This window comes from Methylobacterium organophilum, assembly GCF_022179465.1.
Lineage (GTDB): Bacteria > Pseudomonadota > Alphaproteobacteria > Rhizobiales > Beijerinckiaceae > Methylobacterium > Methylobacterium organophilum.
In genome coordinates, this window is record NZ_BPQV01000002.1 from 466,207 (window position 1) to 490,230 (window position 24,024).

28 protein-coding genes are annotated in these 24,024 nt (G+C 67.9%); 15 read left to right on the forward strand and 13 right to left on the reverse strand.

The genetic code is table 11. The annotated features are described in order from the left end of the window. Nucleotides 1-54: 54 nt before the first annotated feature. From MFF21_RS04840 to MFF21_RS04855, 4 genes are all read right to left on the reverse strand, one after another. Nucleotides 55-609 carry a TerB family tellurite resistance protein gene (locus MFF21_RS04840; RefSeq protein ID WP_238310063.1) on the reverse strand — a complete coding sequence of 185 codons (555 nt, stop codon included), beginning with the start codon at nucleotides 607-609 and terminating at the stop codon, nucleotides 55-57. A gap of 71 nt (nucleotides 610-680) precedes the next feature. Beyond that, on the reverse strand, nucleotides 681-1,592 hold the full coding sequence (locus tag MFF21_RS04845) for a metallophosphoesterase (protein WP_238310064.1): 912 nt from the start codon (nucleotides 1,590-1,592) through the stop codon (nucleotides 681-683). Nucleotides 1,593-1,603: 11 nt separating this feature from the next. Then, entirely contained in the window at nucleotides 1,604-1,813 is a 210-nt protein-coding gene (locus MFF21_RS04850; RefSeq protein ID WP_238310065.1) for a hypothetical protein, read from the reverse strand. A gap of 240 nt (nucleotides 1,814-2,053) precedes the next feature. Further along, nucleotides 2,054-3,445, reverse strand: a complete 1,392-nt coding sequence (locus MFF21_RS04855; protein ID WP_238310066.1) for an aminotransferase — start codon at nucleotides 3,443-3,445, stop codon at nucleotides 2,054-2,056. A 96-nt stretch (nucleotides 3,446-3,541) separates the two neighbouring features. Here MFF21_RS04855 and MFF21_RS04860 point away from each other — a divergent pair, with 96 nt between their 5' ends. Beyond that, complete coding sequence (locus MFF21_RS04860) at nucleotides 3,542-4,081, forward strand: hypothetical protein (protein ID WP_238310067.1); 540 nt, start codon at nucleotides 3,542-3,544, stop codon at nucleotides 4,079-4,081. 778 nt (nucleotides 4,082-4,859) lie between these two features. Here MFF21_RS04860 and MFF21_RS04865 read toward each other — a convergent pair. Continuing rightward, nucleotides 4,860-5,663 (reverse strand): response regulator, encoded by an 804-nt coding sequence (locus MFF21_RS04865; RefSeq protein ID WP_238310068.1) that lies wholly within the window; start codon nucleotides 5,661-5,663, stop codon nucleotides 4,860-4,862. Between the two features lie 180 nt (nucleotides 5,664-5,843). Between MFF21_RS04865 and MFF21_RS04870 the strand changes: the two genes are divergently transcribed. Next, nucleotides 5,844-6,068 (forward strand): NepR family anti-sigma factor, encoded by a 225-nt coding sequence (locus MFF21_RS04870; protein WP_238310069.1) that lies wholly within the window; start codon nucleotides 5,844-5,846, stop codon nucleotides 6,066-6,068. A gap of 51 nt (nucleotides 6,069-6,119) precedes the next feature. On the opposite strand, the gene MFF21_RS04875 is transcribed toward MFF21_RS04870, so the two are convergent. Beyond that, on the reverse strand, nucleotides 6,120-6,296 hold the full coding sequence (locus MFF21_RS04875; protein WP_238310070.1) for a DUF1328 domain-containing protein: 177 nt from the start codon (nucleotides 6,294-6,296) through the stop codon (nucleotides 6,120-6,122). A gap of 726 nt (nucleotides 6,297-7,022) precedes the next feature. On the opposite strand from MFF21_RS04875, the gene MFF21_RS04880 reads away from it, so the two are divergent. Further along, the gene (locus MFF21_RS04880; RefSeq protein ID WP_238310071.1) at nucleotides 7,023-7,952 is read left to right on the forward strand and encodes an MBL fold metallo-hydrolase; all 930 of its coding nucleotides are present in this window, start codon (nucleotides 7,023-7,025) and stop codon (nucleotides 7,950-7,952) included. 3 nt (nucleotides 7,953-7,955) lie between these two features. Here MFF21_RS04880 and MFF21_RS04885 read toward each other — a convergent pair whose 3' ends face one another. Continuing rightward, entirely contained in the window at nucleotides 7,956-8,735 is a 780-nt protein-coding gene (locus tag MFF21_RS04885) for a DUF1499 domain-containing protein (protein WP_238310072.1), read from the reverse strand. Between the two features lie 203 nt (nucleotides 8,736-8,938). On the opposite strand from MFF21_RS04885, the gene MFF21_RS04890 reads away from it, so the two are divergent. Then, nucleotides 8,939-9,367 carry a MarR family winged helix-turn-helix transcriptional regulator gene (locus MFF21_RS04890; RefSeq protein ID WP_238310073.1) on the forward strand — a complete coding sequence of 143 codons (429 nt, stop codon included), beginning with the start codon at nucleotides 8,939-8,941 and terminating at the stop codon, nucleotides 9,365-9,367. An 86-nt stretch (nucleotides 9,368-9,453) separates the two neighbouring features. On the opposite strand, the gene MFF21_RS04895 is transcribed toward MFF21_RS04890, so the two are convergent. Continuing rightward, a complete protein-coding gene (locus MFF21_RS04895; protein WP_238310074.1) occupies nucleotides 9,454-9,642 on the reverse strand; it encodes a con-10 family general stress protein in 189 nt (62 codons plus the stop codon). Between the two features lie 163 nt (nucleotides 9,643-9,805). Between MFF21_RS04895 and MFF21_RS04900 the strand changes: the two genes are divergently transcribed. Further along, the gene (locus tag MFF21_RS04900; protein WP_238310075.1) at nucleotides 9,806-9,988 is read left to right on the forward strand and encodes a hypothetical protein; all 183 of its coding nucleotides are present in this window, start codon (nucleotides 9,806-9,808) and stop codon (nucleotides 9,986-9,988) included. Nucleotides 9,989-10,024: 36 nt separating this feature from the next. On the opposite strand, the gene hemH is transcribed toward MFF21_RS04900, so the two are convergent. Then, the gene (gene hemH, locus MFF21_RS04905) at nucleotides 10,025-11,092 is read right to left on the reverse strand and encodes a ferrochelatase (protein ID WP_238310076.1); all 1,068 of its coding nucleotides are present in this window, start codon (nucleotides 11,090-11,092) and stop codon (nucleotides 10,025-10,027) included. A gap of 137 nt (nucleotides 11,093-11,229) precedes the next feature. Here hemH and MFF21_RS04910 point away from each other — a divergent pair, with 137 nt between their 5' ends. The 10 genes from MFF21_RS04910 (at nucleotide 11,230) to dnaQ (ending at nucleotide 19,729) form a co-directional block, all read left to right on the forward strand. After that, the gene (locus tag MFF21_RS04910) at nucleotides 11,230-12,183 is read left to right on the forward strand and encodes a class I SAM-dependent methyltransferase (RefSeq protein WP_238310077.1); all 954 of its coding nucleotides are present in this window, start codon (nucleotides 11,230-11,232) and stop codon (nucleotides 12,181-12,183) included. Between the two features lie 51 nt (nucleotides 12,184-12,234). Next, nucleotides 12,235-13,746: a bifunctional metallophosphatase/5'-nucleotidase gene (locus MFF21_RS04915; RefSeq protein ID WP_238310078.1), complete on the forward strand. Its 1,512-nt coding sequence runs from the start codon at nucleotides 12,235-12,237 to the stop codon at nucleotides 13,744-13,746. After that, nucleotides 13,746-14,459 carry a uracil-DNA glycosylase gene (locus MFF21_RS04920; RefSeq protein ID WP_238310079.1) on the forward strand — a complete coding sequence of 238 codons (714 nt, stop codon included), beginning with the start codon at nucleotides 13,746-13,748 and terminating at the stop codon, nucleotides 14,457-14,459. The genes MFF21_RS04915 and MFF21_RS04920 overlap by 1 nt, the downstream gene beginning before the upstream one ends. Before the next feature lie 92 nt (nucleotides 14,460-14,551). Next, nucleotides 14,552-15,001 carry a hypothetical protein gene (locus tag MFF21_RS04925; protein ID WP_238310080.1) on the forward strand — a complete coding sequence of 150 codons (450 nt, stop codon included), beginning with the start codon at nucleotides 14,552-14,554 and terminating at the stop codon, nucleotides 14,999-15,001. 16 nt (nucleotides 15,002-15,017) lie between these two features. Beyond that, nucleotides 15,018-15,926: a polysaccharide deacetylase family protein gene (locus MFF21_RS04930; RefSeq protein WP_238310081.1), complete on the forward strand. Its 909-nt coding sequence runs from the start codon at nucleotides 15,018-15,020 to the stop codon at nucleotides 15,924-15,926. An 88-nt stretch (nucleotides 15,927-16,014) separates the two neighbouring features. Then, nucleotides 16,015-16,848 (forward strand): pyruvate, water dikinase regulatory protein, encoded by an 834-nt coding sequence (locus tag MFF21_RS04935; RefSeq protein ID WP_238310082.1) that lies wholly within the window; start codon nucleotides 16,015-16,017, stop codon nucleotides 16,846-16,848. A 13-nt stretch (nucleotides 16,849-16,861) separates the two neighbouring features. After that, complete coding sequence (locus MFF21_RS04940; RefSeq protein ID WP_238310083.1) at nucleotides 16,862-17,479, forward strand: Maf family protein; 618 nt, start codon at nucleotides 16,862-16,864, stop codon at nucleotides 17,477-17,479. A gap of 17 nt (nucleotides 17,480-17,496) precedes the next feature. Then, nucleotides 17,497-18,339, forward strand: a complete 843-nt coding sequence (locus MFF21_RS04945) for a shikimate dehydrogenase (protein WP_238310084.1) — start codon at nucleotides 17,497-17,499, stop codon at nucleotides 18,337-18,339. Next, nucleotides 18,336-18,971 (forward strand): dephospho-CoA kinase, encoded by a 636-nt coding sequence (coaE, locus tag MFF21_RS04950; RefSeq protein WP_238310085.1) that lies wholly within the window; start codon nucleotides 18,336-18,338, stop codon nucleotides 18,969-18,971. Before MFF21_RS04945 ends, coaE begins: the two co-directional genes overlap by 4 nt. 29 nt (nucleotides 18,972-19,000) lie before the next feature. Beyond that, nucleotides 19,001-19,729, forward strand: coding sequence for a DNA polymerase III subunit epsilon (gene dnaQ, locus MFF21_RS04955; protein ID WP_238310086.1), 729 nt, complete (start codon nucleotides 19,001-19,003; stop codon nucleotides 19,727-19,729). A 25-nt stretch (nucleotides 19,730-19,754) separates the two neighbouring features. On the opposite strand, the gene panC is transcribed toward dnaQ, so the two are convergent. From panC to MFF21_RS04975, 4 genes are all read right to left on the reverse strand, one after another. Beyond that, nucleotides 19,755-20,612 carry a pantoate--beta-alanine ligase gene (panC, locus tag MFF21_RS04960; RefSeq protein WP_238310087.1) on the reverse strand — a complete coding sequence of 286 codons (858 nt, stop codon included), beginning with the start codon at nucleotides 20,610-20,612 and terminating at the stop codon, nucleotides 19,755-19,757. Nucleotides 20,613-20,719: 107 nt separating this feature from the next. Further along, entirely contained in the window at nucleotides 20,720-21,055 is a 336-nt protein-coding gene (locus MFF21_RS04965; RefSeq protein ID WP_238310088.1) for a hypothetical protein, read from the reverse strand. A 65-nt stretch (nucleotides 21,056-21,120) separates the two neighbouring features. Next, nucleotides 21,121-22,632 carry a histidine--tRNA ligase gene (hisS, locus tag MFF21_RS04970; RefSeq protein WP_238310089.1) on the reverse strand — a complete coding sequence of 504 codons (1,512 nt, stop codon included), beginning with the start codon at nucleotides 22,630-22,632 and terminating at the stop codon, nucleotides 21,121-21,123. 95 nt (nucleotides 22,633-22,727) lie between these two features. Continuing rightward, nucleotides 22,728-23,963 (reverse strand): MFS transporter, encoded by a 1,236-nt coding sequence (locus MFF21_RS04975; RefSeq protein WP_238310090.1) that lies wholly within the window; start codon nucleotides 23,961-23,963, stop codon nucleotides 22,728-22,730. Nucleotides 23,964-24,024: the final 61 nt, after the last annotated feature.

Here is a 24,024-nt window from a genome sequence, read left to right on the forward strand (position 1 = left end):
CGCCCGGCGCCGTCCCCTCGAACGCTGAGGCGTTTCGACGCCGGCCGTTGCTCGTCAGGCGAAGTCGCCCGACCGGCTCGCCGCGAGGGCGGGGCGGTCCGCCAGAAGCCGCCGCTTGAGCCGTGCGACAGCCTCGCGCTGCAACTCGCTCGGGCTCGAATGGGCACCCGCGACCTTGGTCAACATCGCGACGAGCTCCAGCCGCTCTTCCGGCGTCAGAGCGTCCCTCAGCAGCGGCAGCAGTTCGTCCGCGACGAGGGAGAACGGGCGACGCTCCTGCGTGTAGGTCCAGGCCCGTTCGAACAGGGCCGGGGCGTTCTCCACCTGCAGCGGAGTCTCCAGGAAGGCGAAGATCTGCGTCTTCTCGGCGGCCGTGACCGGGCTGCCGGTGCGCACGATCTGGATCATCAGAATGGTCGCGGCGAGGCGCACGTCGCGGACGCGAGCGAGCGGCGTCCCGATCAGGTCCTGCAAGGCGGATCGGGCACGGCGCTGCAGGCCCTTGGTGTCCCGGTCGACCTCCTGCAGCCCCTTCACCGTGCCATGGACCCGAAGGACCCAGAACAGCACGCCGCCCAGCACCGCGATCACCAACAGCAGAAAGGGCATCCGACCTGCCTCCCAAAAGCTCCATCGCACGCGAATCCCGGCGGCGACCGAACCATGGCCGGCAGGACGGGTCAAACCGTGGCGGGCGTCCCCAGTTCGACCAGCACGATTTCCGGCGGCACGCCGAAACGGACGGCGACCTTGCTCACGCCGAGGCCGCCCGAAACGATCAGATGGCGTCGACCTTCGACGACATGGCCATAGGCATAGCGCTCGCGCGGCGTCCCGATCAGCATCGGCGAGGTCCCGAAGATCCGGATCTGTCCGCCATGGGTATGGCCCGCCAGGGTGAGGGCGACCCGCTCGGGCATATGCAGGAAGATGTCGGGCTCGTGCGCCATCAGGATCACCGGCGCCGCATCGCTCACCTTAGCCAGAGTGCCGGGAAGATCGGCGAGGCTGCGGCGGCTCCCGACCGGCAGGAACGGCTCCTGGTCGGCGAGCCCGGCGAGCCAGAAAGCATGGCCGTCCTTCACGAGGCGGATGGCGTCGTTCTCCATCACCGGGATGCCCTGGGCCTCCAGCAACCGGCGTGATTCGACGGGTCCCTTGCGGGCGCGCATCGCCGCTTCGTCGTCCCACCAATCGTGGTTGCCCAGAATGGCATGTACGCCTAACGGCGCCCGCAAGCCGGCGGCGAGCTTCGCAAAATCGGTGAGCGGCACGCGCCGCCACGTCACCGTGCGGCTTGCGGGATAATCGCCGAGGAGCAGGATCAGGTCCGGGGACAGCGCGTTCGCCGCCGCCACGATCTCCTCGACGCGGGCGAGCGGCATCCAGGGTTCGCAGACATGAATGTCCGCGATCACGGCGATCCGCAGATGGAGGCCCGGTGTCCAGCCGGGCGGGGTCAAGGCATAGGCCGTGGTGACGAGCCGGAAGCGCGGCTCGACACAGAAGGCGTAGCACGCTGTCGATCCTCCGGCGAGCAGGCTCGCCGAGAGGCCGCCGAGAACCTGTCGGCGGCTCGGGAGAAGCAGCACCTGAGGGTGGCTCAGAGAGCCGGCTCGTCCTCGTGCACCATCCGCTTCGCGAAGCGGGCCGCAGCCTTGGCACGAGCGGCCTCGGCTGTCTGCGCCACGCTGCGCATCGCGGCGGCGAGCGCCGGGAGCGCTACCGGCCGGAAACGCTCATGGCCGTTCGTGGCCGCACCCTGCGGCTGCGTCTTCAGCGACGCTTCCGGGTTCCGGCTGGAGGAGTCCATGGTCTTCGTCCTGTCCGTTCTTGGAGCGGCCGTGTTCGGCCTTGGCTCTCGATCCTGGTCCGTGATCGCGACGGCGTTCGGGCGCCATTGCGGCCCGATCCGGGCAAACGCCGGATCTGCAGCCTGCTCATTGGCCGGCAAATGAGATGAACGGAAGCTTAAAGCCACACCTCTGCCTGACATTCACGCAAGCCTGTCGCGTAGGCAGTACGCTCGATTGAATAGACTGCATTCAAGATTTCAGGCAGCCTGCATCTTCTCGACGCCCGTCTCCACAATCCATGCTGCAGTGCGATCAAGCGCCCGCAGCAGGCGCTCGAACAGAGCATCGATCTCTTCCCGGGTGATGATCAGCGGCGGGCAGACCGCCAGCCGATCGCCGGGGAAGGCGCGCAGGATCAGACCCTCGTCCTGGGCGAAAGCGACGCAGCGCGCGGCGACGGTGGCACTCGGCAAGTACTGCGCACGGCTCGTCTTGTCGGCGACAAGCTCGATGCCGCCGATCAGGCCGAGCCCCTTCGCCTCGCCAACGAGAGGATGCTCGCGCAGCGATTCGAGGCGCGCCTGGAAATGCGGCGCCTTTTCCGCCGCGCCCTCGACAATGCTGTCGCGCCGGTAGATCGCCAGGGCGCGGTTGGCCACCGCGCAAGCGACGGGATGGCCGGAATAGGTAAAGCCGTGCCCGAAGCCGCCGAGCTTGCGGCTCTCGTCCAGCATGGCCTCGTAGAGCGGAGCATCGATGGAGAGACCGCCCAGAGGCAGGTAGCCCGAGGTGACGGCCTTGGCGAAGGAGAGCGTGTGCGGGCGCATGCCCAGCGCCTCGGAGCCGAACCAGGTGCCGAGCCGCCCGAAGCCGCAGATCACCTCATCGGCGATCAGCCGCACGTCGTAGCGGTCGAGCACCGCCTGGATCTTCTCGAAATAGGTCGCGGGCGGCAGGATCACGCCCCCGGCGCCCATCACCGGCTCCGCGATGAAGGCGGCGACCGTCTCCGGTCCCTCCCGGAGGATCAGGGTTTCGAGTTCCTCCGCAAGACGGTCCGCGAAGGCCGCCTCGTCCTCATCGGGTCGCGCGCCGCGATAGGGATGCGGGCAGGCCGTGTGCAGGAAGCCCGGCAACGGCAGGTCGAAATCGGCATGGTTGCCAGGCAAGCCGGTCAGGGACGCCGTGGCGACGGTGACGCCGTGATAGCCCTTCAGCCGGGCGATGATCTTCTTCTTGGCCGGACGCCCGAGGGCGTTGTTCATGTACCAGGCGAGCTTGATCTGGGTGTCGTTCGCCTCCGAGCCCGACGAAGTGAACAGGATCTTCGAGGTCGGGACCGGCATCAGGCCCTTCAGGGTCTCGGCAAGCTCGATCGCCGGGTCGTGACTGCGGCCGGAGAAAAGATGCGCGAAGGGCAGGCGGGCCATCTGCTCGCGAGCCGCCTCCACCAATTCGGCATTCGAGAAGCCGAGGGCCGCGCACCAGAGCCCCGACATTCCTTCGAGATAGGGACGGCCCTGGACGTCATAGACCCAAACACCTTCGCCCCGCTCCAGAACCAGCGGACCCGCTTCCCGGAAGGCCGCGAGATTCGTGTAGGGATGGATCAGGGTTTCGACGTCGCGGGTGGCGAGGTTCGACAGCATGGCGCTCGGCGGATCGTTCTGAGGGTGCGGCCACACTAACGACCTGAAGCGGCGTCAGGAACCCGGTCGACGAAGGCAGCCCCCACCCCGAACGCGATGCTCGACCCCGCCACCATCGTCGCCACGCCGGCCCCCGGCCGGGCCTGCGGCGCCTGCACGCTCTGCTGCAAGGTCTACGACGTGCCCGACGTGCAGAGCCTCGCCGGGCAATGGTGCCGCCACACCCGGCCCGGAAAGGGCTGTGGCATCCACGAGGCCCGACCGGGCCATTGTCGCGCCTTTCACTGCCTCTGGATGACCGAGAGCTGGCTTGGGCCGGAATGGAAGCCGGATCGGGCCAAGATGGTTCTCAGCCTCGATCCGGTAACACGATTCCTGAACGTGCAGGTCGATCCGGGGCAGGCCAATGCTTGGCGACGCGAGCCCTATTATGGGCAGTTGCGCAAATGGGCCGCGGCCTCGCTCCCCCTGCAGCGCTACGTGCTGGTGCACCTGAACAAGACGACGACCGTCGTGCTGCCCGATCGCGACGTTCCCCTGGGCACCTTCTCCCCCGGCGATCGCCTGGTGGCTCGGGAGCGGATGTCGCCTGCGGGCCTCACCGCGGATGTCGAAAAAATCGACGGCAGCGTGTGAGCGCCGTCAGGCCATGCAGCGGCCAGGCACCATGCGTCGAGCCTCGGGACCGGCAAGGGAGCTTATGGCCGTCTCGCAACCCTCGCGGGTCATGCGCTTCGGACGGGCGGGGGTCTCCTGCACCAGTTCCGGACGGCTCGGGGCGGGCGCCACCTTCGGCTCTGGCCGCGGGGCGTTGGCCAGATGCAACGGGCTTGTCGGCAGGAGAGCCGGGCGCTGGCCCGGAAGATCCTGCACCACGCTCCGGTTCACAGCCGCCGGACGAACATCCTGCGCCATGGCCGCGTCCGCGCTGGCGCGGACGGAGGGAAGAACGAGGAGGGTGAGGATCGCAGCAGGCCCGCCAACACCGAGGATGAACCCTGACCGAAGCATCTTCGCGATCTCCGACGAGCTTGACCGATTGACTTGACAACGCCTCCTGAACGCTACGGTTCCGCACCTGTCCCGGTTTGGAGCACGACGCTATAAGCCCTTATCGATCAAAAACTTGATCGAAAATTCACCCGTTCTCACATTGCGGGGTCTCGTGATGAAAATGCACCACGCCACGAAAAAATAAGTGGTTCTGTGGAAAAAGTGGAACTGGGGAGGCGCCTCCTCGTTGAGGAAACACCCGGCCACCTGGTCCTCCCCGCATTCCCCTTGTGCATTGGCCGGAACCTCTGAACACGGGTCGGACATCGTCCGACCCGTTTTTTGTGCGCGTTCCTGGGCTCGCCCATTAAAAAAGCCCCGGACGAGCCGGGGCTTCTGTCGCCGAATTGAGGGCGAAGCGTCAGGCGCTCTTGGCTTCTCTGCGACGAGCCGTCTGCTGGAAGAACAGCGCTTGGCTGATCACCGCAGAGACGTTGGCCGGCTGGAACGGCTTGGCGATGAGGAAGGCCGGCTCCGGACGCTCGCCGGTGAGGAAGCGTTCGGGATAGGCGGTGATGAAGATTACCGGGACCTCGAAGGTCTTCAGAAGATCGTTCACCGCATCGAGGCCGGACGAACCGTCGGCGAGCTGGATGTCCGCGAGGATCAGGCCCGGGCGGGTGCCCTCCGAGGCGATTTTCACCGCCTCCGTGCGCGTACGGGCGACGCCGATGACATTGTGCCCGAGGCCTTCCACCAAGGCTTCGAGATCCATGGCGATCAGCGGCTCGTCCTCGATGATCAGGATCTGCGTCGCCATGTCGGCCGCGAGTTCGCGGCCGGCCTCGTCGACGAGCTCACGCACCTGCGCGACATCCACCTCGAGGATGATCGCGGCGTCCTCCTCCGAGAATCCCTCAAGGCAGGAAAGCAGGAAGGCCTGACGTGGCAGCGGCGTGATCTGCCCGAGCCGGACCTCGGCCGGAAGATCATGCTGCACCTGCTCGCTATGGCCGTTCACGGAGAGCGAGTTCCAGATCCGCGTGAAGACGCGGAACAGGTCCGCCTTGACGTTGCTGCTGCGGCCCAGCGTCTCCGGCTCGTTCACCAGCGTCTCGAGCGTGGCGGCCACGTAGGCGTCGCCCGCGACCTGACTGCCGGTGAGCGCGCGCGCGTAGCGGCGCAGATACGGCAGGTGCTGCACGACGAGTTGCGCTGTGGACATGTCTTCCCCTGACCTTTGCCGGTCTTGCGTTGCTTCCGCCCTAACGCAGCCGGAACGACTCCGTTCCGGTCAAACGGAACCCTTCCCAGGCAGGGGCGTTTGCGCGAAAGCCATGGCTCATATGGAGCTGCAAGACAATCGCGGTACACCGCGGGCGCAGCGCAAGGGATGTTCGGGCGGATGAGTAGCGAAGAGGATGCCGGGGCGCCGCAGGGCGGCCACCGACAGTGGGGGCCGCGCACGCGCAGCCGGGGGATGGAGGAGCAGACGCAGAAGCGGATCGGTATCCATCTGCGCGCTCTCTACGATTCCGTCGTCGAGCAACCGATTCCCGATAGGTTCAAGGATTTGATCGCTCGCCTCGACGACTCCGAAAGCGCCCCGCCAGCGTCGACCGAGAGCTGAGCAGGGCTGACCGCGCTGCAGAAGCAGCGCGGCCCTTTTCCTGCGGACGCGTCAAAGTGTCGACGAGCGACCGCGGATGAGGCCGATGACGGCCGAGATCGCGAACAGGACGATCGCTACGAAGAAGACGAGCTTCGCAGCCTCCATCGCCGTGCCGGCGATGCCGCCGAAACCAAGCAGGGCGGCAACGAGGGCGACAACGAGAAATGTGACGGCCCAACCGAGCATTTGCCGATTCCTTTCGAAGACGTGGCGCGACCCGTGCCGCGGCCTTTGACCCAAATAACGTCAAGGTTTGAGCGCCGGTTCCGCTCCTTTCGGCGCTATCCACGACTTCCTCAGCCTTGATCCGGCTGCGCATTGGTCCGACGTTAAGGATCGATGCCGAAGATTTGCGACGGCAGGCGGTCCGAAAGGCCCAAATCCTGCCGTAACCACCGGGATGCTGACGCATCACCGGAACCGACTAGCGGGACGCAGGGTTCGTCACCATCTGTTCGATCGTACCGAAGCAGGGAGCAGCGATGACCACACGTCCGAGAACAGCTGCGAAGAGCCGCTTCGGCGGCGCCATTCGGGCGGTCGTCGAGAAGATCGGTCGCGCCCTCGAATCGCTGCAGCCGGTCCCCCGCTATCAGCCCGTCCCCGTACGCGTTCGCCGCTCTCCCGAGATGCGTCGCTGACGCCTTCGGACGGTCTGATCCGTGACGTCGGTTGGCGCCGTCCTCCCCCGGGCGGCGCCTTTTTTCTGACACCTCAAAGGGTCTGGCGTCCCGCCCTTGCTCGAAGACGAAGAGATCGGTCTGCTTCTCAAGGGCTACCCCGAACTTCGGAACTTGCCGGAGTCCTCGAAAGTCCCTCGCCCGGGTTTGAGGATCTGATGGGCCTGTCGTAGGGCAGGAAAGAGGCGCGGCGCCACCGGTCGGGCCGCCGACAATGGCCTCCGGAGCCACGATGACGCTTTCCTCCGCGAGCGGCCAGGACAACCCCGCCCTCGATCCCTCCCTGCCGGCCAATGGCCGGCTTGAACAACTGACGCCGCTCGTGCGGCGACGAATCTGCACGAATGCCGGCCCGTTCACCGCGAGCGGCACATGCAGCTACATCGTAGGCCAGGGGCGCGTCGCCGTGATCGATCCGGGACCGGAGGATCCGATGCATGTGGACGCGTTGCTGGAAGTCCTAGCCGGCGAAACGGTGGACGCGATCGTCGTCACCCACACCCATCGTGACCATTCCCCCGGTGCACGGCTGCTGCAGGCCCGCACCGGCGCCCCGATCGTCGGATGCGGCCCCCATCGCGCTGCCCGTGGTCTCGCCGAAGGGGAACTTCCGGCGCTGGACGCCAGCGCGGATCGCCAGCACCAGCCCGACCGCGCCCTCAGGGAGGGCGAGGCGGTGTCAGGGCCGGGCTGGACGCTCATCGCCCTGGAAACGCCGGGGCACACCATGAACCATCTCGCCTTCGCCTTCCCGGAGGAGAACGCCTTGTTCTCGGGCGATCATGTCATGGCCTGGTCGACCACCGTCGTGGCGCCTCCGGACGGCTCCATGCGCGCCTACATGGCCTCCCTCGAACGCCTCCGGGACAGGACCGAGACGGTGTTCTGGCCCGGCCATGGCGGCCCGGTGCGCGACCCGCGCCGCTTCGTGAGAGGGCTTGCCGCCCATCGCCGCCAGCGCGAGGCCGCGATCCGTGCGCGGCTCGCGGCCGGCGACCGGGAGATCGGTGCGATCGTCGCGGCCGTCTATCAGGGCTTGAGGCCGGCCCTGCGGGGGGCAGCGGCCCTCTCGGTCTTCGCCCATTTGGAGGACATGGTGGAACGCGGCCTCGTCCAGGCGGACGGGCCGCCGACCCTGCACGCTCGCTTCGCGCCGGCCTGAAGACTATTTCAGCGCGATCGCGAGATTGGCGATCTCATCGAGATAAGTGCGGATCCGGTCGGCATTGTCGCCGAGGTCGCGGCTTCCGAACCGGGAGGCCGAGCGCACGTCGATGCGCGCCCCATCCGCCCGCGGATGGATGCGGATCGTGACGTCCGCGGGCAGGTTCAGGACGCGGCTATAGGCGATAGCATCGATGCGCCCGTTGCCGACCCGGCCGCCCGGGCGCAGGGCCTCGACGATCCGCCACTTGCGATTGACCGCCGCGGTGCGAGCCAGGGTGAAGGCCTCGTCGGGATCCACGTCGAGGGTGAGCGGCGCGATCTGCGGATACGCGGCCTTTTGGGCCTGACGCGCCTCAGGGCCCGGATCCAACGGAAACCGGCCGCCACGGGCGGCGAAGGCGGCACGGGAACGGGAGAAGGCCGGAGCGTTGTCCGTATCGGTGCTGACATCCGCGATCGCCGGCAGACGCAGACCACGCAGGGCGGCATAGGCCGGATAGGCCAGCACCACGCAGGCGATCGCCACCCCGACCAGAGCCGCACCGAGACCGCGCGCGCCCTCGCGCCAGACCCTCAGAAAAGCGAAACCTGCCAGGACGAGGGCGAGCACCGCGACGAGGAGACCGCCCGCGAGCGTGGCGAGGGCGGGCCCCGTCTCCGTCCCCGGCGCACGCACGACGAGCACGGCGATGACGCAGACCAGCAGGGCAAACACGGACAGATTGCGCGCGTAATGGCCGGCGCGGGTAACGGGCTCCTCGATCAGCAGGCGGCGCATGACAGGACAGGCATGTGAGGAGACCACTTTCAAACGCGCGCCCGAGGCCAAGGCAACCGGAAACGACGGCTCAAGCCTTACAGGGCAGGAGCGTCCAGCGCCAAGCGAATGAGCAAGGGATCAAAAACCTGCGGTCTGCTATATCCTGGCGCGTGATGCCGATTTCTCCTTCGCGCCAGAACCCTGCACCCGACGCGCAACTGATGCGGGTCTGGTTCCGCTTCCTCCGTCTCAACCGACGCGTCACCGTCGCGGTCGCAGGGGAGTTGCGCGAAGTGGGATTATCGATCCCCCAGTTCGACGTGCTCTCGACTCTCACCGAGCAGCAGGGCCTCACCCAACAGGATCTCGCCGCGCGTCTCTACGTCACGAAGGGGAACGTCTCAGGTCTGATCGACAGGCTCGTCGATGCAGGGCTGGTGGAGCGGCATCCAATCCCGGGCGACCGGCGCTCCCATGCCCTCCATCTCACCGCCCATGGCGCCGATCTCGCCCGGCGCGGCATGGCCGTGCAAGAGGGTTACGTGCGCCGCACCTTCGGACGCCTTCCGCCCGAAGCCATCGCCGAGTTCGAGCGGCTGATCCTCCTCTGGCGCGGCTATGCGCGGGAGGATGCCGAGACCCAGGCATAACGGAGCAGGCGCCCCCGCCCTGGGAGCGCCCGCCCGGAACCGTCAAGGTCAAAACCTTTCCGGCGACGAGCCCCGGAACGGGAGGCTCAGGCGTCGCCGGCACGGCCGGTCGACTGGCCACCCTTGCGCCCGGCCGTCGAGGCGAGTTCGCGATCCTGCGAGAAAGAGCGCTTCTCGGCCGGCACGGAGCGACCGCCCTTGCTCGCGATTTCGCGTTGCCTTTCAATATTCATCGAGGCGAAACCTCGCTTGGAGGTTGAATTCCCAGTTGCCATCTGCGCCTCCTCGGCTTTTTCTCACACCGGTGACAACCTTCAGCAATATCGATGGTTCCTTGGCCGTAACGGGCGGCCTCCCGAACTCCCGGCAGCGGCGGAGCGTTGACGGGTCTGGATAGGGGCGCTTGCGCGGCCAAAATCGCCAACCCGGGATGCTCACATGACCAACCGCTCGATGGTGAAGCCGTCGGCCACCGTAAAGGCCAACACGACGCCATTGCCCCCGATGCCTGCGCCGGAGGACAGCACCACGCCGACGACGACCCACGAACCGACCGATTCTCCGCAGCCGAATGCCAGCGCGGCGCACACGCCGGGCGATAAGCCACGACCGAAGGTCTGATGTCCTGTCCGGTGGAACGCTCCGCCGCCTCCTACCTCAGATCCAGCCCTGCAGCTCCTTGCGCACGATGTGTTCGATCACACGCATGCCGAGGTCCGTGTCATTGAGACAGGGGATATAGGCGAAGCGTTCGCCGCCATTCTCCTCGAAATAGTGGCGGTTCTCGCCGTCGAGCTCTTCGAGGGTCTCGAGGCAATCGGCGGAGAACCCCGGCGCGACGATCGCCATGCGCTTCACGCCGGATTTGGCGAGCGCCTGCACCGTCTCATCCGTATAGGGTTTCAGCCATTCCTCGTTGCCAAAACGGGACTGGAAGGTGACCTGCATCTTCTCCGGGCTGAAGCCGAGCGCTTCCCGGATCAGGCGCCCGGTCTTGCGGCACTGGCAGTGATAGGGATCACCCTTGAGCAGGTAGCTCTTCGGCACGCCGTGGAACGAGGTGAGGATCACCTCCGGCTCGAAATCGAGCTTGGCCAAACCGTCGCGAATCGAGTCGGCCATGGCCCGGATGTAGACGGGATCGTCGTGATAGGGGGGCGAGACGCGGACGGTGGGCTGCCAGCGCATCTGCATCAGCGCCTTGAAGGCCTGATCGCAGGCAGTCGCCGACGTCGCCGCGGCATATTGCGGATAGAGCGGCACCAGCAGGATGCGGTCACAGCCCTGGTCGAGCAGGGCCTGGATACGGAGCGAAACCTCGGGCTTGCCGTAGCGCATCGCCCAGTCGACCACGACCGCATCGCCCATCGCCGCCTGCAGCTTGTCGCGCTGACCGCGAGTGATGGTCTTGAGCGGGCCCTCGTCGAGCTCGTTGTTCCAGATGCTGGCATAATCGCGGCCCTTCGGCCCCGGGCGCTTGCTGAGAATGACGAGGTTGAGGAGCGGCCACCAGATCAGCCGCGGCACCTCGATGACCCGGCGGTCGGACAGGAACTCCTTGAGATAGCGCCGCATCGGCCAGTAGGTCGTGCCCTCGGGCGTACCGAGATTCATCAGCAGCACCCCGACGCGGCCGCTGCGCACGACCGGATGGTCGGAGGGGAGGGGGCTAGCCGCCACCGGACGGGCGGTTTTCAGCACGTCGAGTTCCACACGTTCGTTCATCGGGCTTCCGGTCGGGGCTTCGGCACCCGCGCCAGGATCGGTCGCAGCGCTCATGGGGCAGCGGTCCGGTTGTGCGCGGGCTGAGTTCGATCTAGAGGACGCGGCTTGCCAGCGAAGATCCCGAAGGTCAGCGCGACATGCCGTCTCCCCGGTATTTCCTGAAGCACTTCGTGCCATTCACGGGGTACCCCTACACGGGCTCGCCCACGGCCTGCAATCTATGCGGCTCGCCGCATTCGGTCACCGTCGCCGAGACCGATCGCCGGCTGAAAGTGCTCAAATCGGTCGCCTGCACCGATTGCGGACTGATCCGCACCGATCCGATGCCGACCCCGGACGAGCTGTCGGAGTATTATGCGACCGCCTACCGGGCCGATTACCAGCTCGCCTTCGCCGGCGGCCCGCCGCGCCATCACCTCAACCGCTCGGCCCGGGAGGCAGCGTTCCGCGCGGACCTGCTGGCGCCCAAGCTCGTGCCGGGGGCTCGCCTGCTCGATTTCGGCTCGGGCTCCGGCGAATTCCTGGCTGCGGCCCGCAGTCGCGGGGTCGAGGCGATCGGCGTCGAACCGGGTCGCGACTACGCGAATTTCGCGCGCGCGCAGCACGGCGTCGAGGTGCTGGACGATGCGGGGGAAGGCCGCTTCCCCGATGGGCATTTCGACGTGATCTCCTCGCATCACGTCTTCGAGCACCTGCGCAACCCGGCGGACGTGATGGAACGCCTCGCCCGCTGGCTGAAGCCCGACGGCATCATCTATGCGGCGGTGCCCAACATGGCCGCCACCGGCAAACCGCCGCATGAGCGGTTCCATTTCGCCCATGTGCACGGTTTCGTGCGCGAGACCTTCGACCTGATGGCGCGCCGCGCCGGTCTGGTGCCGCATACGGACTATCAGCGGGAGGACACCACGGTCGTCTACCGCAAGACCGATGCGCCGCCGGTGCGCCTGACCAATCCGGGTCTCGCGGACAGGCTCGTTTCCGAGCTTCGCCCGATGAATCCCGGCATCTATCTCGCCTCCGGTGCCTGGATCTGGCCAGCCCTGCGGCGGAACGCCAAGGCCGTGCGCGACGGTCTGGCACGGCGCTAGGCAGGGCGCCTGCGTCGTCAGCCCGTCACGGAAGGCGGCGAGAGCACCAGCATGGCCTCGTCCCTCAACCGCCGCGACCTCATCGGTGCCGGTCTCGCCTCGGGCCTCGCCGTGCAGAGCGGCCCGGCCCAGGCTCAGGAGAGTGCGCGGCCAACCTTCAGCCTGCTCCTCGTCAACGACATCTACCTGATGAGCGCGGTCGAGGGCCGTGGCGGCTTCGCTCGGCTCAACGCCGTGGTGAAGGCTGAACGGGCCCGCGGCGTGCCCATACTCTACTGCCACGCGGGCGATTGCCTTTCGCCCTCGTTGATGTCGGGCTTCGACAAGGGCGCGCACATCGTCGCTCTCCACAACCTCGCGCCGCCGGACGTGTTCGTGCCGGGCAATCATGAATTCGATTTCGGGCCGAAGAACTTTTCCGAGCGCATGGCGCAGGCGCGGTTCCCCTGGTTCGCCGCGAACCTGCGCGATGCGGAGGGCCAGAAGCTCCCCGGCGGCCGCGACCGAACCCTGTTCGAACTCGGCGGCGTGAAGGTCGGCCTCGTCGGCATTGCCCTGCAATCGACACCGCAGAAGTCGCAATCGGGCGACCTGCGCTTCGGCCCCGAAATCGAGACGCTGGCGCGGGAGGCGGCGGCCGTCCGCGCCGAGGGTGCCGAGATCGTGGTCGGCGTCTGCCATACGGCGCGACCGGTGGACGATGCGATCCTGCGCGGGCGCGTGGTCGACATCCTGCTCTCGGGCCACGACCACGATCTTTACCTGCACGATGACGGGCAGGGGATCGTGGTCGAATCGAGCCACGATGCCCTCTTTGTCACCGCGGTCGATGTCACGGTGACGCGTGACGGCAAGGGCAAGCTGTCCTGGCGCGCGGGCTTCCGCATCCACGACACCGCGCAGACCGTCCCCGACCCAGAGACGGAAGCACTGGTACGCCGCTACGAGGGCGAGCTCTCGAAGGAGCTCGACGTGCCGATTGCGATGACGGCGGTCCCCCTCGACAGCCGGGTGGCGACGGTGCGCGCCAGGGAATCGAGTTTTGCTGACCTCGTCGCCGACGCGGTGCGCGCTCGGACCGGGGCCGAGATCGGCCTGATGAACGGCGGCGGTATCCGCGGTGATCGGCTCTATCCGTCCGGCACGGTGCTGACCCGCCGGGATGTGCTGACCGAACTGCCCTTCGGCAACACCACGGTGCTGGTCGAGATCACCGGCAACGTGCTGCGGGCCGCGATCGAGCACGGCTATGCCGATCTCGGTCGAACCTCGGGCCGCTTCCTCCAGATCTCCGGCCTCCAGGTCACTCTCGACCCGACCTCGCCACCGGGCAATCGACTCGTCTCGGCCCTCGTCGGCGGCGTGCCGCTGCAGGACGAGAAGCGCTACCGGGTCGCCGCCAATAACTTCATGCTGGATGGCGGCAACGGCTACGGCATGCTGGCCGAGGGTCGGGTGCTGATCGGCCCCACCGACGGCACGCTTCTCGCCGATGCGGTGATGACCTATCTGCGCGAGCGCTCGCCCGTCACGGTCGAGGAAGGACGGATTCTTCTACGCTGATGCCTGCTCCGGTCGCCGCTGCCCTTTCCGCCTTCCGGGCTACCGGCTCACCCTGGCTGGCGCTCCCCTTCTTCCGCGACGGCTCAGCGGAAGCGGTGGCGCGGAAGGTCGACGACCGGGTCGCGACGGGGGCGCAGGTTCTACCGGCCCCTGAGAACATCTTCCGCGCGCTCACCCTCACGCCCCTCGACCAGGTGAAGGTGGTGATCCTGGGCCAGGATCCTTATCCGACGCCAGGAGATGCCAACGGGCTCGCCTTCTCCTATGTCGGCCCCCGCCGCCTGCCGGCTTCCCTCAAGGTCATCCTAGCCGAGGTCGATCCGTCCCCGGAGGGCGTGAAGCCTGTTTTCCGCACCGGTGATCTGACGCCCTGGGCAAAGCAGGGCGTGCTGCTCCTCAACTCCGCGCTCACTGTCGAGAAGGGGGCTGCCGGGGCGCATCTGCGCTACGGCTGGGCGCGGCTCGCCGACGAGGCCGTGGCCGCTGTCTCGGCCCGCCCGGGACGAACGGCCTTCCTGCTCTGGGGGGCGCAGGCGCGGGCTCGCAAGGTGCTGATCGACACCGGCCGCCACCTCGTGATCGAGAGCGGCCACCCCTCACCCCTCAACCGGGCCCGGGACTTCCCCGGATCGCGTCCTTTCACCAAGGCCAATGCCTGGCTCGACAAGCAGGGCCTCGACCCGATCGACTGGTCCCTCGAGAAGACCGCCTGAGGCGAGCTGCCCCCTTGCGGGTTGAGGCCCCTCCTGTATCCGGAACCGGCTTAAGCGGCTCGTAAGATGCCGCGGCCACGAGGAACCGCCCGATGACCACCCGCCCGCTGCTCGCCACGTTGCTCTGCGCCGGTCTGTCCCTACCCGCCTTCGCGGAGGAGGCGGCCAAGCCCGACGCGCCGCAGACCCCGGCCCCTTCGGAGCCGCGCCCGATCCGCAACGCGCCGTCGCCCCGGGCGCTGGAATTCGCCGCCTACATCTTCTCCGCCGCCAATGTGTGCGGCTACCGGATCGGCGTGAAGGACTTCGAGGCGCTGCTCGCCAAGCAGAATGTCCGGCCCGAGGACGTGAGCCCGCGCGGGCCCTTCGGCGCCCGCGTCCAGGGCATCTTCGCCCTGATGTCGAACCAGATGCGGCTCAACCGCGAGCAGGCCTGTTTGGCAGTAGCCGGCGAGTATGGCCCCGAGGGCAACATCGCCAAGAACGTTCTGCTGCCCCCCGGCAGCGGCGAGCCGGCGCCCGAAACCAAGCCCGCACAGTAAGCACGAAAGGCCCGCGATGCGTCGCAAGCCGGATCACGGCCGCTATGAGTACAGTGGCCTGCCCGACAGGCCGGTCTATGACTGGCCCGGCGGCAAGCGCCTCGCCGTCTACATCGCCCTCAACCTCGAGACCTTCGCCTTCGGCGAGGGCCTCGGCGCCGAGCTCGCCCCCGGCGGCCCGCAGCCGGACGTGCTGAACTATGCGTGGCGCGATTGGGGCAACCGAGTCGGCGCTTATCGCCTACTCGACCTGTTCGACAGCCTGTCCCTGCCCGTCGCCATCCTCGCCAACAGCGATCTCTACGCGGATTGCCCGGGCCTGATGGAAGCGGTGCGGGTGCGCGGCGCCGCACTCGGCCACGAGATCGTCGGGCACGGCCGCACCAATGCCGAGCGCCAGGGGGACCGCGACGAGGCGGCCGAGCAGGCGCTGATCACGGAGGCAACCGCGACGATCGCGACGCAGGAGGGCAGGGCGCCCGCGGGCTGGCTCGGTCCCTGGATCTCCCAGTCCCGGGTCACGCCCGACCTCCTGAAGGAGGCCGGCTACACCTACCTGCTCGACTGGGCCCATGACGACCAGCCAGTCTGGTTCGCAACGCGCGATGGTGGCCGGATCCTGTCGGTGCCCTATCCCCAGGAATTGAACGACATTCCGGCCATCGTCGCGCGCAAGGAGACGGGCCGCGCCTTCGCCGAGGCGATCGAAGAGGCCTTCGCGGAGATGCTCATCGCCGCCAAGGCGGCACCTCTCGTCATGGGCATCGCGCTCCATCCCTACATCGTGGGGCAGCCCCACAGGCTCGGCCCGCTGCGGCGGGCTCTGACGCGAATCGCCGCCCATCGGGACGCGATCTGGATCACGACCCCGGGCGCCATCGCCCACCACGTGGCAGGACTGCCGGAAGGCACGATTCCGGCGTGAGGCGCGGCGCTTGCGAGAGAGGCGGGATCCGTCGAAAAGCAGAAGCGTGCCACCTGCCGGCCGGAAGCGGAACTGACGAAAGATCCGGATGACGACACGCAGCTATTTCCACCTGCATCTCGTCTCGGATTCGACCGGCGAGACGCTGATCAATGTCGGCCGGGCCGCCGCCGCGCAGTACGAGGGCGTCTCGGCGATCGAGCACGTCTACCCACTGGTGCGCACGGGCACGCAGCTCGCCCGCGTCATCTCGGAGATCCGCGCGGCCCCGGGCCTCGTACTCTACACCCTGATCGGCCACGAGCTGAGCGAGCAGCTCGAATCCGCCTGCCGGGAGGCGAACTCGCCGACGCTCAACGTGCTGGAGCCGGTACATTCCCTGCTGCGCTCCTATCTCGGCGCCAGCTCCACGGAGCGGCCGGGCGCCCAGCACATGCTGAACGCGGAGTACTTCAAGCGCATCGACGCGATGAATTTCACCCTCGCCCATGACGACGGAAACCTGCCCATCGACATCGACGAGGCGGATGTGGTCCTGATCGGCGTCAGCCGCACCTCGAAGACGCCGACGTCGATCTACTTGGCGAATCGCGGGCTCAAGACCGCCAACATTCCGCTGGTGCCCTCCATGCCGATCCCGCCGGCCCTGGAGAACGCGCGCAAGCCCCTCATCGTCGGGCTGATCGCCTCGCCGGAGCGCATCGTACAGATCCGCCAGAACCGGCTCCTCAGCCTCAAGGCGGATGACAGCTCGATGTATGTCGACCGCGATTCCGTGGCGAGCGAAGTCGCCGCCTCCCGCCGGCTCTGTGCCAAGTACAATTGGCCGACGATCGATGTGACCCGGCGCTCCATCGAGGAAACGGCGGCGGCGATCCTCGACCTTTATCGCGAGCATCGCCTCAAGTTCATCTCGACCTGACCGGAAGCCCATCGTGACCGAGCAACCGACCGGCATCGCCCGGGAGCCGATCATCCTCGCTTCGACGAGTCGCACGCGCCGCGATCTCCTCCTCGGCGCCGGGATCGAAGCCGAGGCGGTCGCGCCGCAGGTCGATGAGCGCGCGATCGAACGGGAGGCCGAGGGCCTCCCCCCCGCCGATCTCGCTCTTCGTCTCGCCGAGGCGAAGGCCCGCGCCGGGGCGACCCTGCGGCCCGGCCGCCTCGTGATCGGGGCCGACCAGGTGCTGGAGGAAGGCGGCCGCGTCTTCCACAAGCCCGCGGATGCGGAGGCCGCTTGCGCCCAGATCGCGGTCCTGCAAGGGCGGACCCATCGCCTGCTCTCGGCGGTCGCCGTCGCTCGCGACGGCGCGGTGGAGTCCTTCGTCGAGGAGGCGCGCCTGACCATGCGGTCGCTCCCCGGGGAAGCCATCGCGCGCTACGTCAGCCTCGCCGGCGAGCGTGCGGTGACGGGAAGCGTCGGCGGCTACCAGCTCGAAGGGCTCGGCGTGCATCTGTTCGCGCGCATCGAGGGCGACCACAGCACCATCCTCGGCCTGCCCCTCCTCCCGCTGCTCGCACGCCTGCGGGCCCTGGGCGCACTGGCCTTCTGAATCTCGAGGACACAGACGTGACGCGCAGAGCCTTCGTGGTCGGCCATCCGATCGCCCATTCCCGCTCGCCGCTGATTCACGGCCACTGGCTCGCCGAGCTGGGTATCGACGGCACCTACGAACGCATCGACGTGGCACCGGCCGACTTCCCGGACTTCGTGCGAAGCCTCGCCGCGAAAGGCTTCGCCGGCGGCAACGTCACCATCCCGCACAAAGAGGCCGCCTTCGCGCTCTGCGATACCCTCACCGAACGGGCGGACAAGATCGGCGCGGTCAATACCCTGATCGTCGACGCGGACGGGCGAATCAGGGGTGACAACACGGATGCCGAGGGATTCGTGCGCCACGTCGAACAGAGCGTCGGCGCGGAACGGCTCGACGCCGTCGACCGGGCTCTGGTTCTCGGAGCGGGGGGCGCGGCTCGGGCGATCGTGGTCGGTCTGCGCGAGCGCGGCATACCCTGCGTTCTTGTCGCCAACCGCACCCTGGAGCGGGCGCAGAGCCTCGCGGCGATTGAGAAGGGGATCGAGGCTATCGCCTGGGACGATCTGCCCAAAGCGCTCGCGGCGACCCGGCTTCTCGTCAACACGACCTCGCTGGGAATGACCGGACATCCGCCCCTCGCCCTCGACCTGTCGACTCTCCCACCCGACGCCATCGTGTCGGATATCGTCTATGCGCCCCTCGACACCGATCTGCTGCTCGCCGGCCGTGCCCGCGGCCTCGCGACGGTCGACGGGCTCGGCATGCTGCTGCATCAGGCGGTGCCGGGTTTCGCGGCCTGGTTCGGCGTGAGACCCACCGTCACCGCGGCCCTGCGCGAGACGATCGTGGCCGATCTCACGGCGACACGTCGATGAGCGCGGCCGGGCGCCCGACGATCCTCGGCCTGACCGGCTCGATCGGCATGGGCAAGTCGGCCACCGCCGCGATGTTCGCCGAGCACGGCGTGCCAGTACATGATGCCGATGCCGCCGTACACGCCCTCTACGCTCCCGGCGGCGCGGCCGTCGACAAGATCGGCGCTCGCTTTCCCGGCACCCTCAATGCCGCAGGCGGCGTCGACCGCGCCAAGTTGCGCGCCCTCGTCCTCGACGATCCGGAGGCGATGCGCGATCTCGAACAGCTGGTTCATCCCCTCGTGGCCGAACAGGAACGGGCCTTCCTTGCCCGCCACGCACAGGCGCCTCTGGTCGTTCTCGACATCCCCCTCCTGTTCGAGGGCGGGGCGGCGGCACGCTGCGACGCCGTCCTCGTGGTCACAGCGCCACCGGAAATCCAGCGCGAGCGGGTGCTCGCACGGCCCGGCATGACGGAGGAGGCTTTCACGCGTATCCTCGCCAAGCAGATGCCCGATGGGGAGAAGCGCGCCCGGGCCGATTACCTGCTCGACACGAGCCTTGGCTTCGCGGAGGCTGGAGCTCGGGTGGCCGAGATCATTGTGGATCTCACCCGAGGCCGGGCTGCCCAGCGGCCTGTTTCGGAGGGATGATCGGGCTAGACCCGCGAAACGGAAGACAGATGCTGCGCGAGATCGTTCTGGACACCGAGACCACGGGCACCGACGCCCGCGGCGGCGACCGCATCATCGAGATCGGCGGCGTCGAGCTGATCAACCACATCCAAACGGGACTCACCTTCCACGAGTACATCAACCCGCAGCGGCCGGTCTCTGAAGGCGCCTTCGCCGTGCACGGCCTGTCCGATGCCTTCCTCTCCGACAAGCCGGTCTTCGCAGATGTCGCCGAGAAGTTCGCCGCCTTCTGCGGCGATGCCCGCCTTGTGATCCACAACGCGGCCTTCGACGTCGGCTTCCTCAATGCCGAGTACCAGCGGCTCGGCCCTGCCGCTCCGCCACAGATCGTGCTCGAAGAGGTCGTCGACACGCTGATCATGGCCCGGCGCAAGCATCCGGGCGCCGCCAACAACCTCGACGCGCTCTGCAACCGCTACGGCATCGACACGACCCGCCGCACCAAGCACGGGGCGCTCCTCGACGCGCAGATCCTGGCGGAAGTCTATATCGAGCTGCTCGGTGGCAAGCAGACCCATCTCAGCCTGACGGTCGAGGAGGCGCCGCCGCCGATCGCCGAGATCGCGACCACGGCGGAGATTGTCGCGCTGCCTCAGATCGTCGCCCGCAGCCGCCTGACGGCGGAGGAACGCGAGCGCCATGCCGGCCTGCGCCGCAGTCTCGGCGCTCATGCGCTCTGGCTCGACTACATTGCGGACGAGGCGGCGGGCGCCTGACCGGTACCGTCACCGCGTGACGCCCTCATACGGGCGTCACCGGCAGGTTATCGATGAGGCGGGTGTTCCCGAGATAGGCCGCCGCCAGAAGCCGCGCCGGCCGTGACGCCGTCGTGACGGACGCCAGCGTCTCGGCATCGCGCAGTTCAAGATATTGGGGCCGGAAACCCGCCGTCTCCAGCGCAGACAGGCCCTCGCACAGGAGTGGGCCGGCGGCGGCGGCCGCACCGAGGCGGCCGGCAAGATCGGCCATCACCCGGTGCAGTTCCGGCGCCTTGGCGCGCTCCTCCGGGCTCAGGTAGCGGTTGCGGGAGGACAGGGCGAGCCCATCCGGCTCACGCAGGGTCGGTACGCCACGGATGTCGAAGGGCATGTCGAGGTCGTGCACCATGCGCTGGATGACCTTGAGCTGCTGGAAATCCTTCTCTCCGAACAGCGCGATATCGGGCTGGACCTGATGGAGGAGCTTCGTCACCACGGTGGCGACGCCGGAAAAGTGGCCGGGGCGCAGGTCGCCGCAGAGTCCCCCGCTCGGACCGCCGACTTCGATGCGGGTCGCGAAGCCCTCCGGATACATGATCTCGACGCCGGGCAGCCAAGCGAGATCGGCCTGCGCCTCCCGAAGCAGGGCGAGATCGGCCTCGAGCACCCGCGGATAGCGCGAGAAATCCTCGTTCGGCCCAAACTGGGTCGGGTTCACGAAGATGCTCACGACGACGCGCTGCCCGACCCGTTTCGCCTCCTCGACGAGGCTCAGATGGCCGGCATGCAGGGCCCCCATGGTCGGCACCAGCACGATTGTCTCGCCGGCCGCCCGCCAGCGGCCGGTGGCCTCCCGCAGGGCCTCGATGCTCCCGACCCGGAGGAGGGATTGATCCGACATCGCAACACGACCTTCGCCAGCACGCCTCTCGGCCGCCTCATAGCGGATCCCGCCGATAGCGCCACGGGAGAAGCCGCATGTCGGGATCCCGCGCCAGAGCGGAAAGGTCAGGGGCAGTAGCGTAGCGGCCGGCCGAAGGGATCGTCGCGGCCAAGGGGCGGCCTGAAGCCGTAATAGCTCGGCTTGCCGAGGCCGTAGGGCGAGCCGACGTAGCTCGGATCGTCCGGCGCGTCGGTGGGCACGGGCGCACGCCGCGGCGCGCAGCCGACCACCCTCTGCGGCCCTGCCGGCACACCCGTCACCACCCCGTCCCCGTCGCTGCGGGGGAAGAAACGCGCCGAAGGGGGAGGGGCGGGATAAGGCTCGTACAGATCCGCGGCCGAGGCCGGGAGACCGGCCGCGCCGAGACAGAGGAAGGCCGCGAGGCCACGCCACCGAGCCATCGCCCTCTCCGCAGACAGAGCCGGACGATGGCGCAGCATGGTAAACGGCCGGTTAGCGCCGCGGCTCAGCCGAAATGCAGCCCGAGCACTTCGCGGACGCGATCGACCATCTCGGCCACTGGCACGGAGAACTGCGCCGGCCGGGCAGCCTTCCACTCGGCGTTGCTGGCGATGGACTCGGCCGCCTTGGCGCCCTCGATCAGGTCCTTGATCTGGACCTCGCCGGCCTCGCGCTCGTTCGAGCCCTGGATGATCGCCACTGGCGCCCCGCGACGGTCGGCATATTTCATCTGTGCTTTCATGCCCGAGGCGCCGAGATAGAGCTCCGAGCGGATGCCGGCCGCACGCAAAGCCGCGACCAGGGCCTGATACTCGGCGATATTCTCCCGATCCAGGACCAGCACGACCACAGGGCCGGCCTTGGCAGCGCCAGCGAGCAACGGGCTCTTCACGAGCTGCAGCGCCGAGAACAGGCGGGAGACGCCGATGGAGAAGCCGGTTGCTGGCACGGGCTCGGACCGGAAGCGGCCGACGAGGCCATCGTAACGGCCGCCGCCTGCTACGGAGCCGAAGCGTACCACCTGTCCCTCCTCGTTGGTCACGGGGAAGGTCAACTCCGCCTCGTAGACGGGACCGGTATAGTATTCGAGGCCGCGCACCACGCTCGGATCGGCACGGACCCGGTCGGGCCCGTAGCCGGCAGCCGCGCAGAGGCGCAGGATCGCATGCAGCTCGGCGATGCCCTCGCGACCGGTCTCGGAGCTGCCGACCACGTCGTGCCAGGCGCCGAAGAAGCTCTCCCAGAAAGCCATGCGGTCGCCGTCCTGGGTGGGCGAGGCCTGGAAGGCGACATAGGCGAGGATGCGCTCGATCGCGTCCTCGGCCAAGCCGGCGCCCTTGGTGAAGTCGCCGCTCTCGTCCTTGCGGCCGGCGCCAAGGAGAAGCCTCACGCCATCCGGGCCGAGACGGTCGAGCTTGTCGATGGCGCGTAACACCGTAAGCCGTTGACCCGCCTTGTCGGCTCCGGAGAGGCCACAGGCCTCCATCACCCCATCCAAAACCTTCCGATTATTAACCCGCACCACGTACTGGCCGGCGAGGCCGAGACGGTCGAGGGTATCGGCCATCAACATGCAGACTTCCGCATCCGCAGCCACGGAACCGGCACCCACGATGTCCGCGTCGAACTGCATGAACTGACGGAAGCGGCCCGGCCCCGGCTTCTCGTTGCGGAACACGTAGCCCGCGCGGAAGCTGCGATAGGGCTTCGGGATCACATCGAAATGCTCCGCGACATGCCGGGCGAGTGGCGCCGTAAGGTCGTACCGCAGCGATAACCAGGATTCGTCGTCGTCCTGGAACGAGAAGACTCCCTCGTTTGGACGGTCGAGGTCGGGCAGGAATTTTCCGAGCGACTCCGTGTACTCGATGAAGGGCGTCTCCAGCGCCTCGAACCCGTAGAGCTCGAAGGTCGCGCGGATCGTCTCCAGCATGCGGCCCTGGGCGGCGATCTCCGCCGCACCGCGGTCGACAAAACCACGCGGGAGGCGGGCTTTCAGGGTCTCGGCCTTGGCCATTTCAGGCTTTCAGAACAGGGGGCAACGTCGTTCGGCTCTATCGCAGGCGCGCGGCGGGCGGCAAGCGCCCTCGGGATTCACCGGGTTCGCACAGGTCACGCCCGCTGCTCCGCACCTGCCCGACGCCGTGCCCGGCGACGCTCCCGCGCACTCTCTTCCGTCGTCGCGCTGAGCCAGAACACCAGCACCAAAGCTGCGACACCCGCCACCCCGAGGGCGAGGAAGGCGGCTTCCCAACCGAACCACGCCTGAACCAGGCCGCCGAACCCCGCAGAGACAGCGCCACCGACACCCTGCACGGCGTTGATCGAACCGAAAGCGGTCTGCGTACGTCCCGACCCCCAGGTCAGGTCGGCCACCACGACCGGTACCGCCACGCCGATGATGCCGGAGGCGACGCCGTCCAGCACCTCGGCGGCGATGAGCCAAGCCGGATCGTCGATGAAGGCGGAGAGAGCCGCCCGCAGGGGCAAGGCGAAGCAGGCGGCGATCAGGAGCTGACGCCGCCCACGCCGATCCGCGAGCGAGCCCGCGAAATAAGCGACCGGGATCATCACCCCCTGAGCAATCATCACATAAGCTGCCGTCCAGCCCGTGGCACTGAAGCCCGTCGCCACGAGCTTCTGCCCGAGGAGGGACAGCATACCCCCATTGCCGAGCTGGAACAGAGCAAGGGCGATCGCCAGCACGAGCAGGCGGCGGTTCGCCAAGACACTGAGGATCGAGGAGCGCTCGGGATCCTGCTGGTCCTCCTCCTTCCAACCCACTGCCCTACGCTTGTTCCAGCAGCGAGCCGGCGTCGCGATCGTGGCAAGGATCGCCGCGACGGCCATCGCGCCGAGCACCCAGAATGCGATGGAAGGTCCGAGGCGAACGGTCCCGAGCCCGACGGCCGCGGCCGCAGCAAGGATGCCGAGATGGTTGAAAGCCTGATTGCGACCCTGCTGCCGGGGAAAGGCGTCCTTGCCGACCATGCCGAGGGTGAGCGCCGTGACGGCCGGCAAAAGCAGCGTGCCTCCCGCCGCCGCGATCATCTGCGCGGCGAACACGGCCGCAAAGCCCCGGGCGGGGAGAAGCAACAACGTTCCCGCAAGAATCGCGACGCAGGCGACGATGATGAGGAGGCGCGGCCGCCCGAGCCTGTCGACCAGCGCTCCGAACGGGCCGCTGAGGAGCAGCGCCCCGATGCCGGAGAGCATGGTGACCAATCCGACCCGAGAAGGGCTCCAATCGCCGAGCTGCGCGAGCCAAGTCCCGAGAAAGGGCCCCAATCCACCCTGGATGTCGCCGATGAAGACGTTGATCAGGGCGAGATGAGTCGCGGGCGCCATGCGTTTCCGTCATTGCCGCGCGCATGCCGGGCCAAGCCGGCCGGCTGCAAAGGCAGCTCTG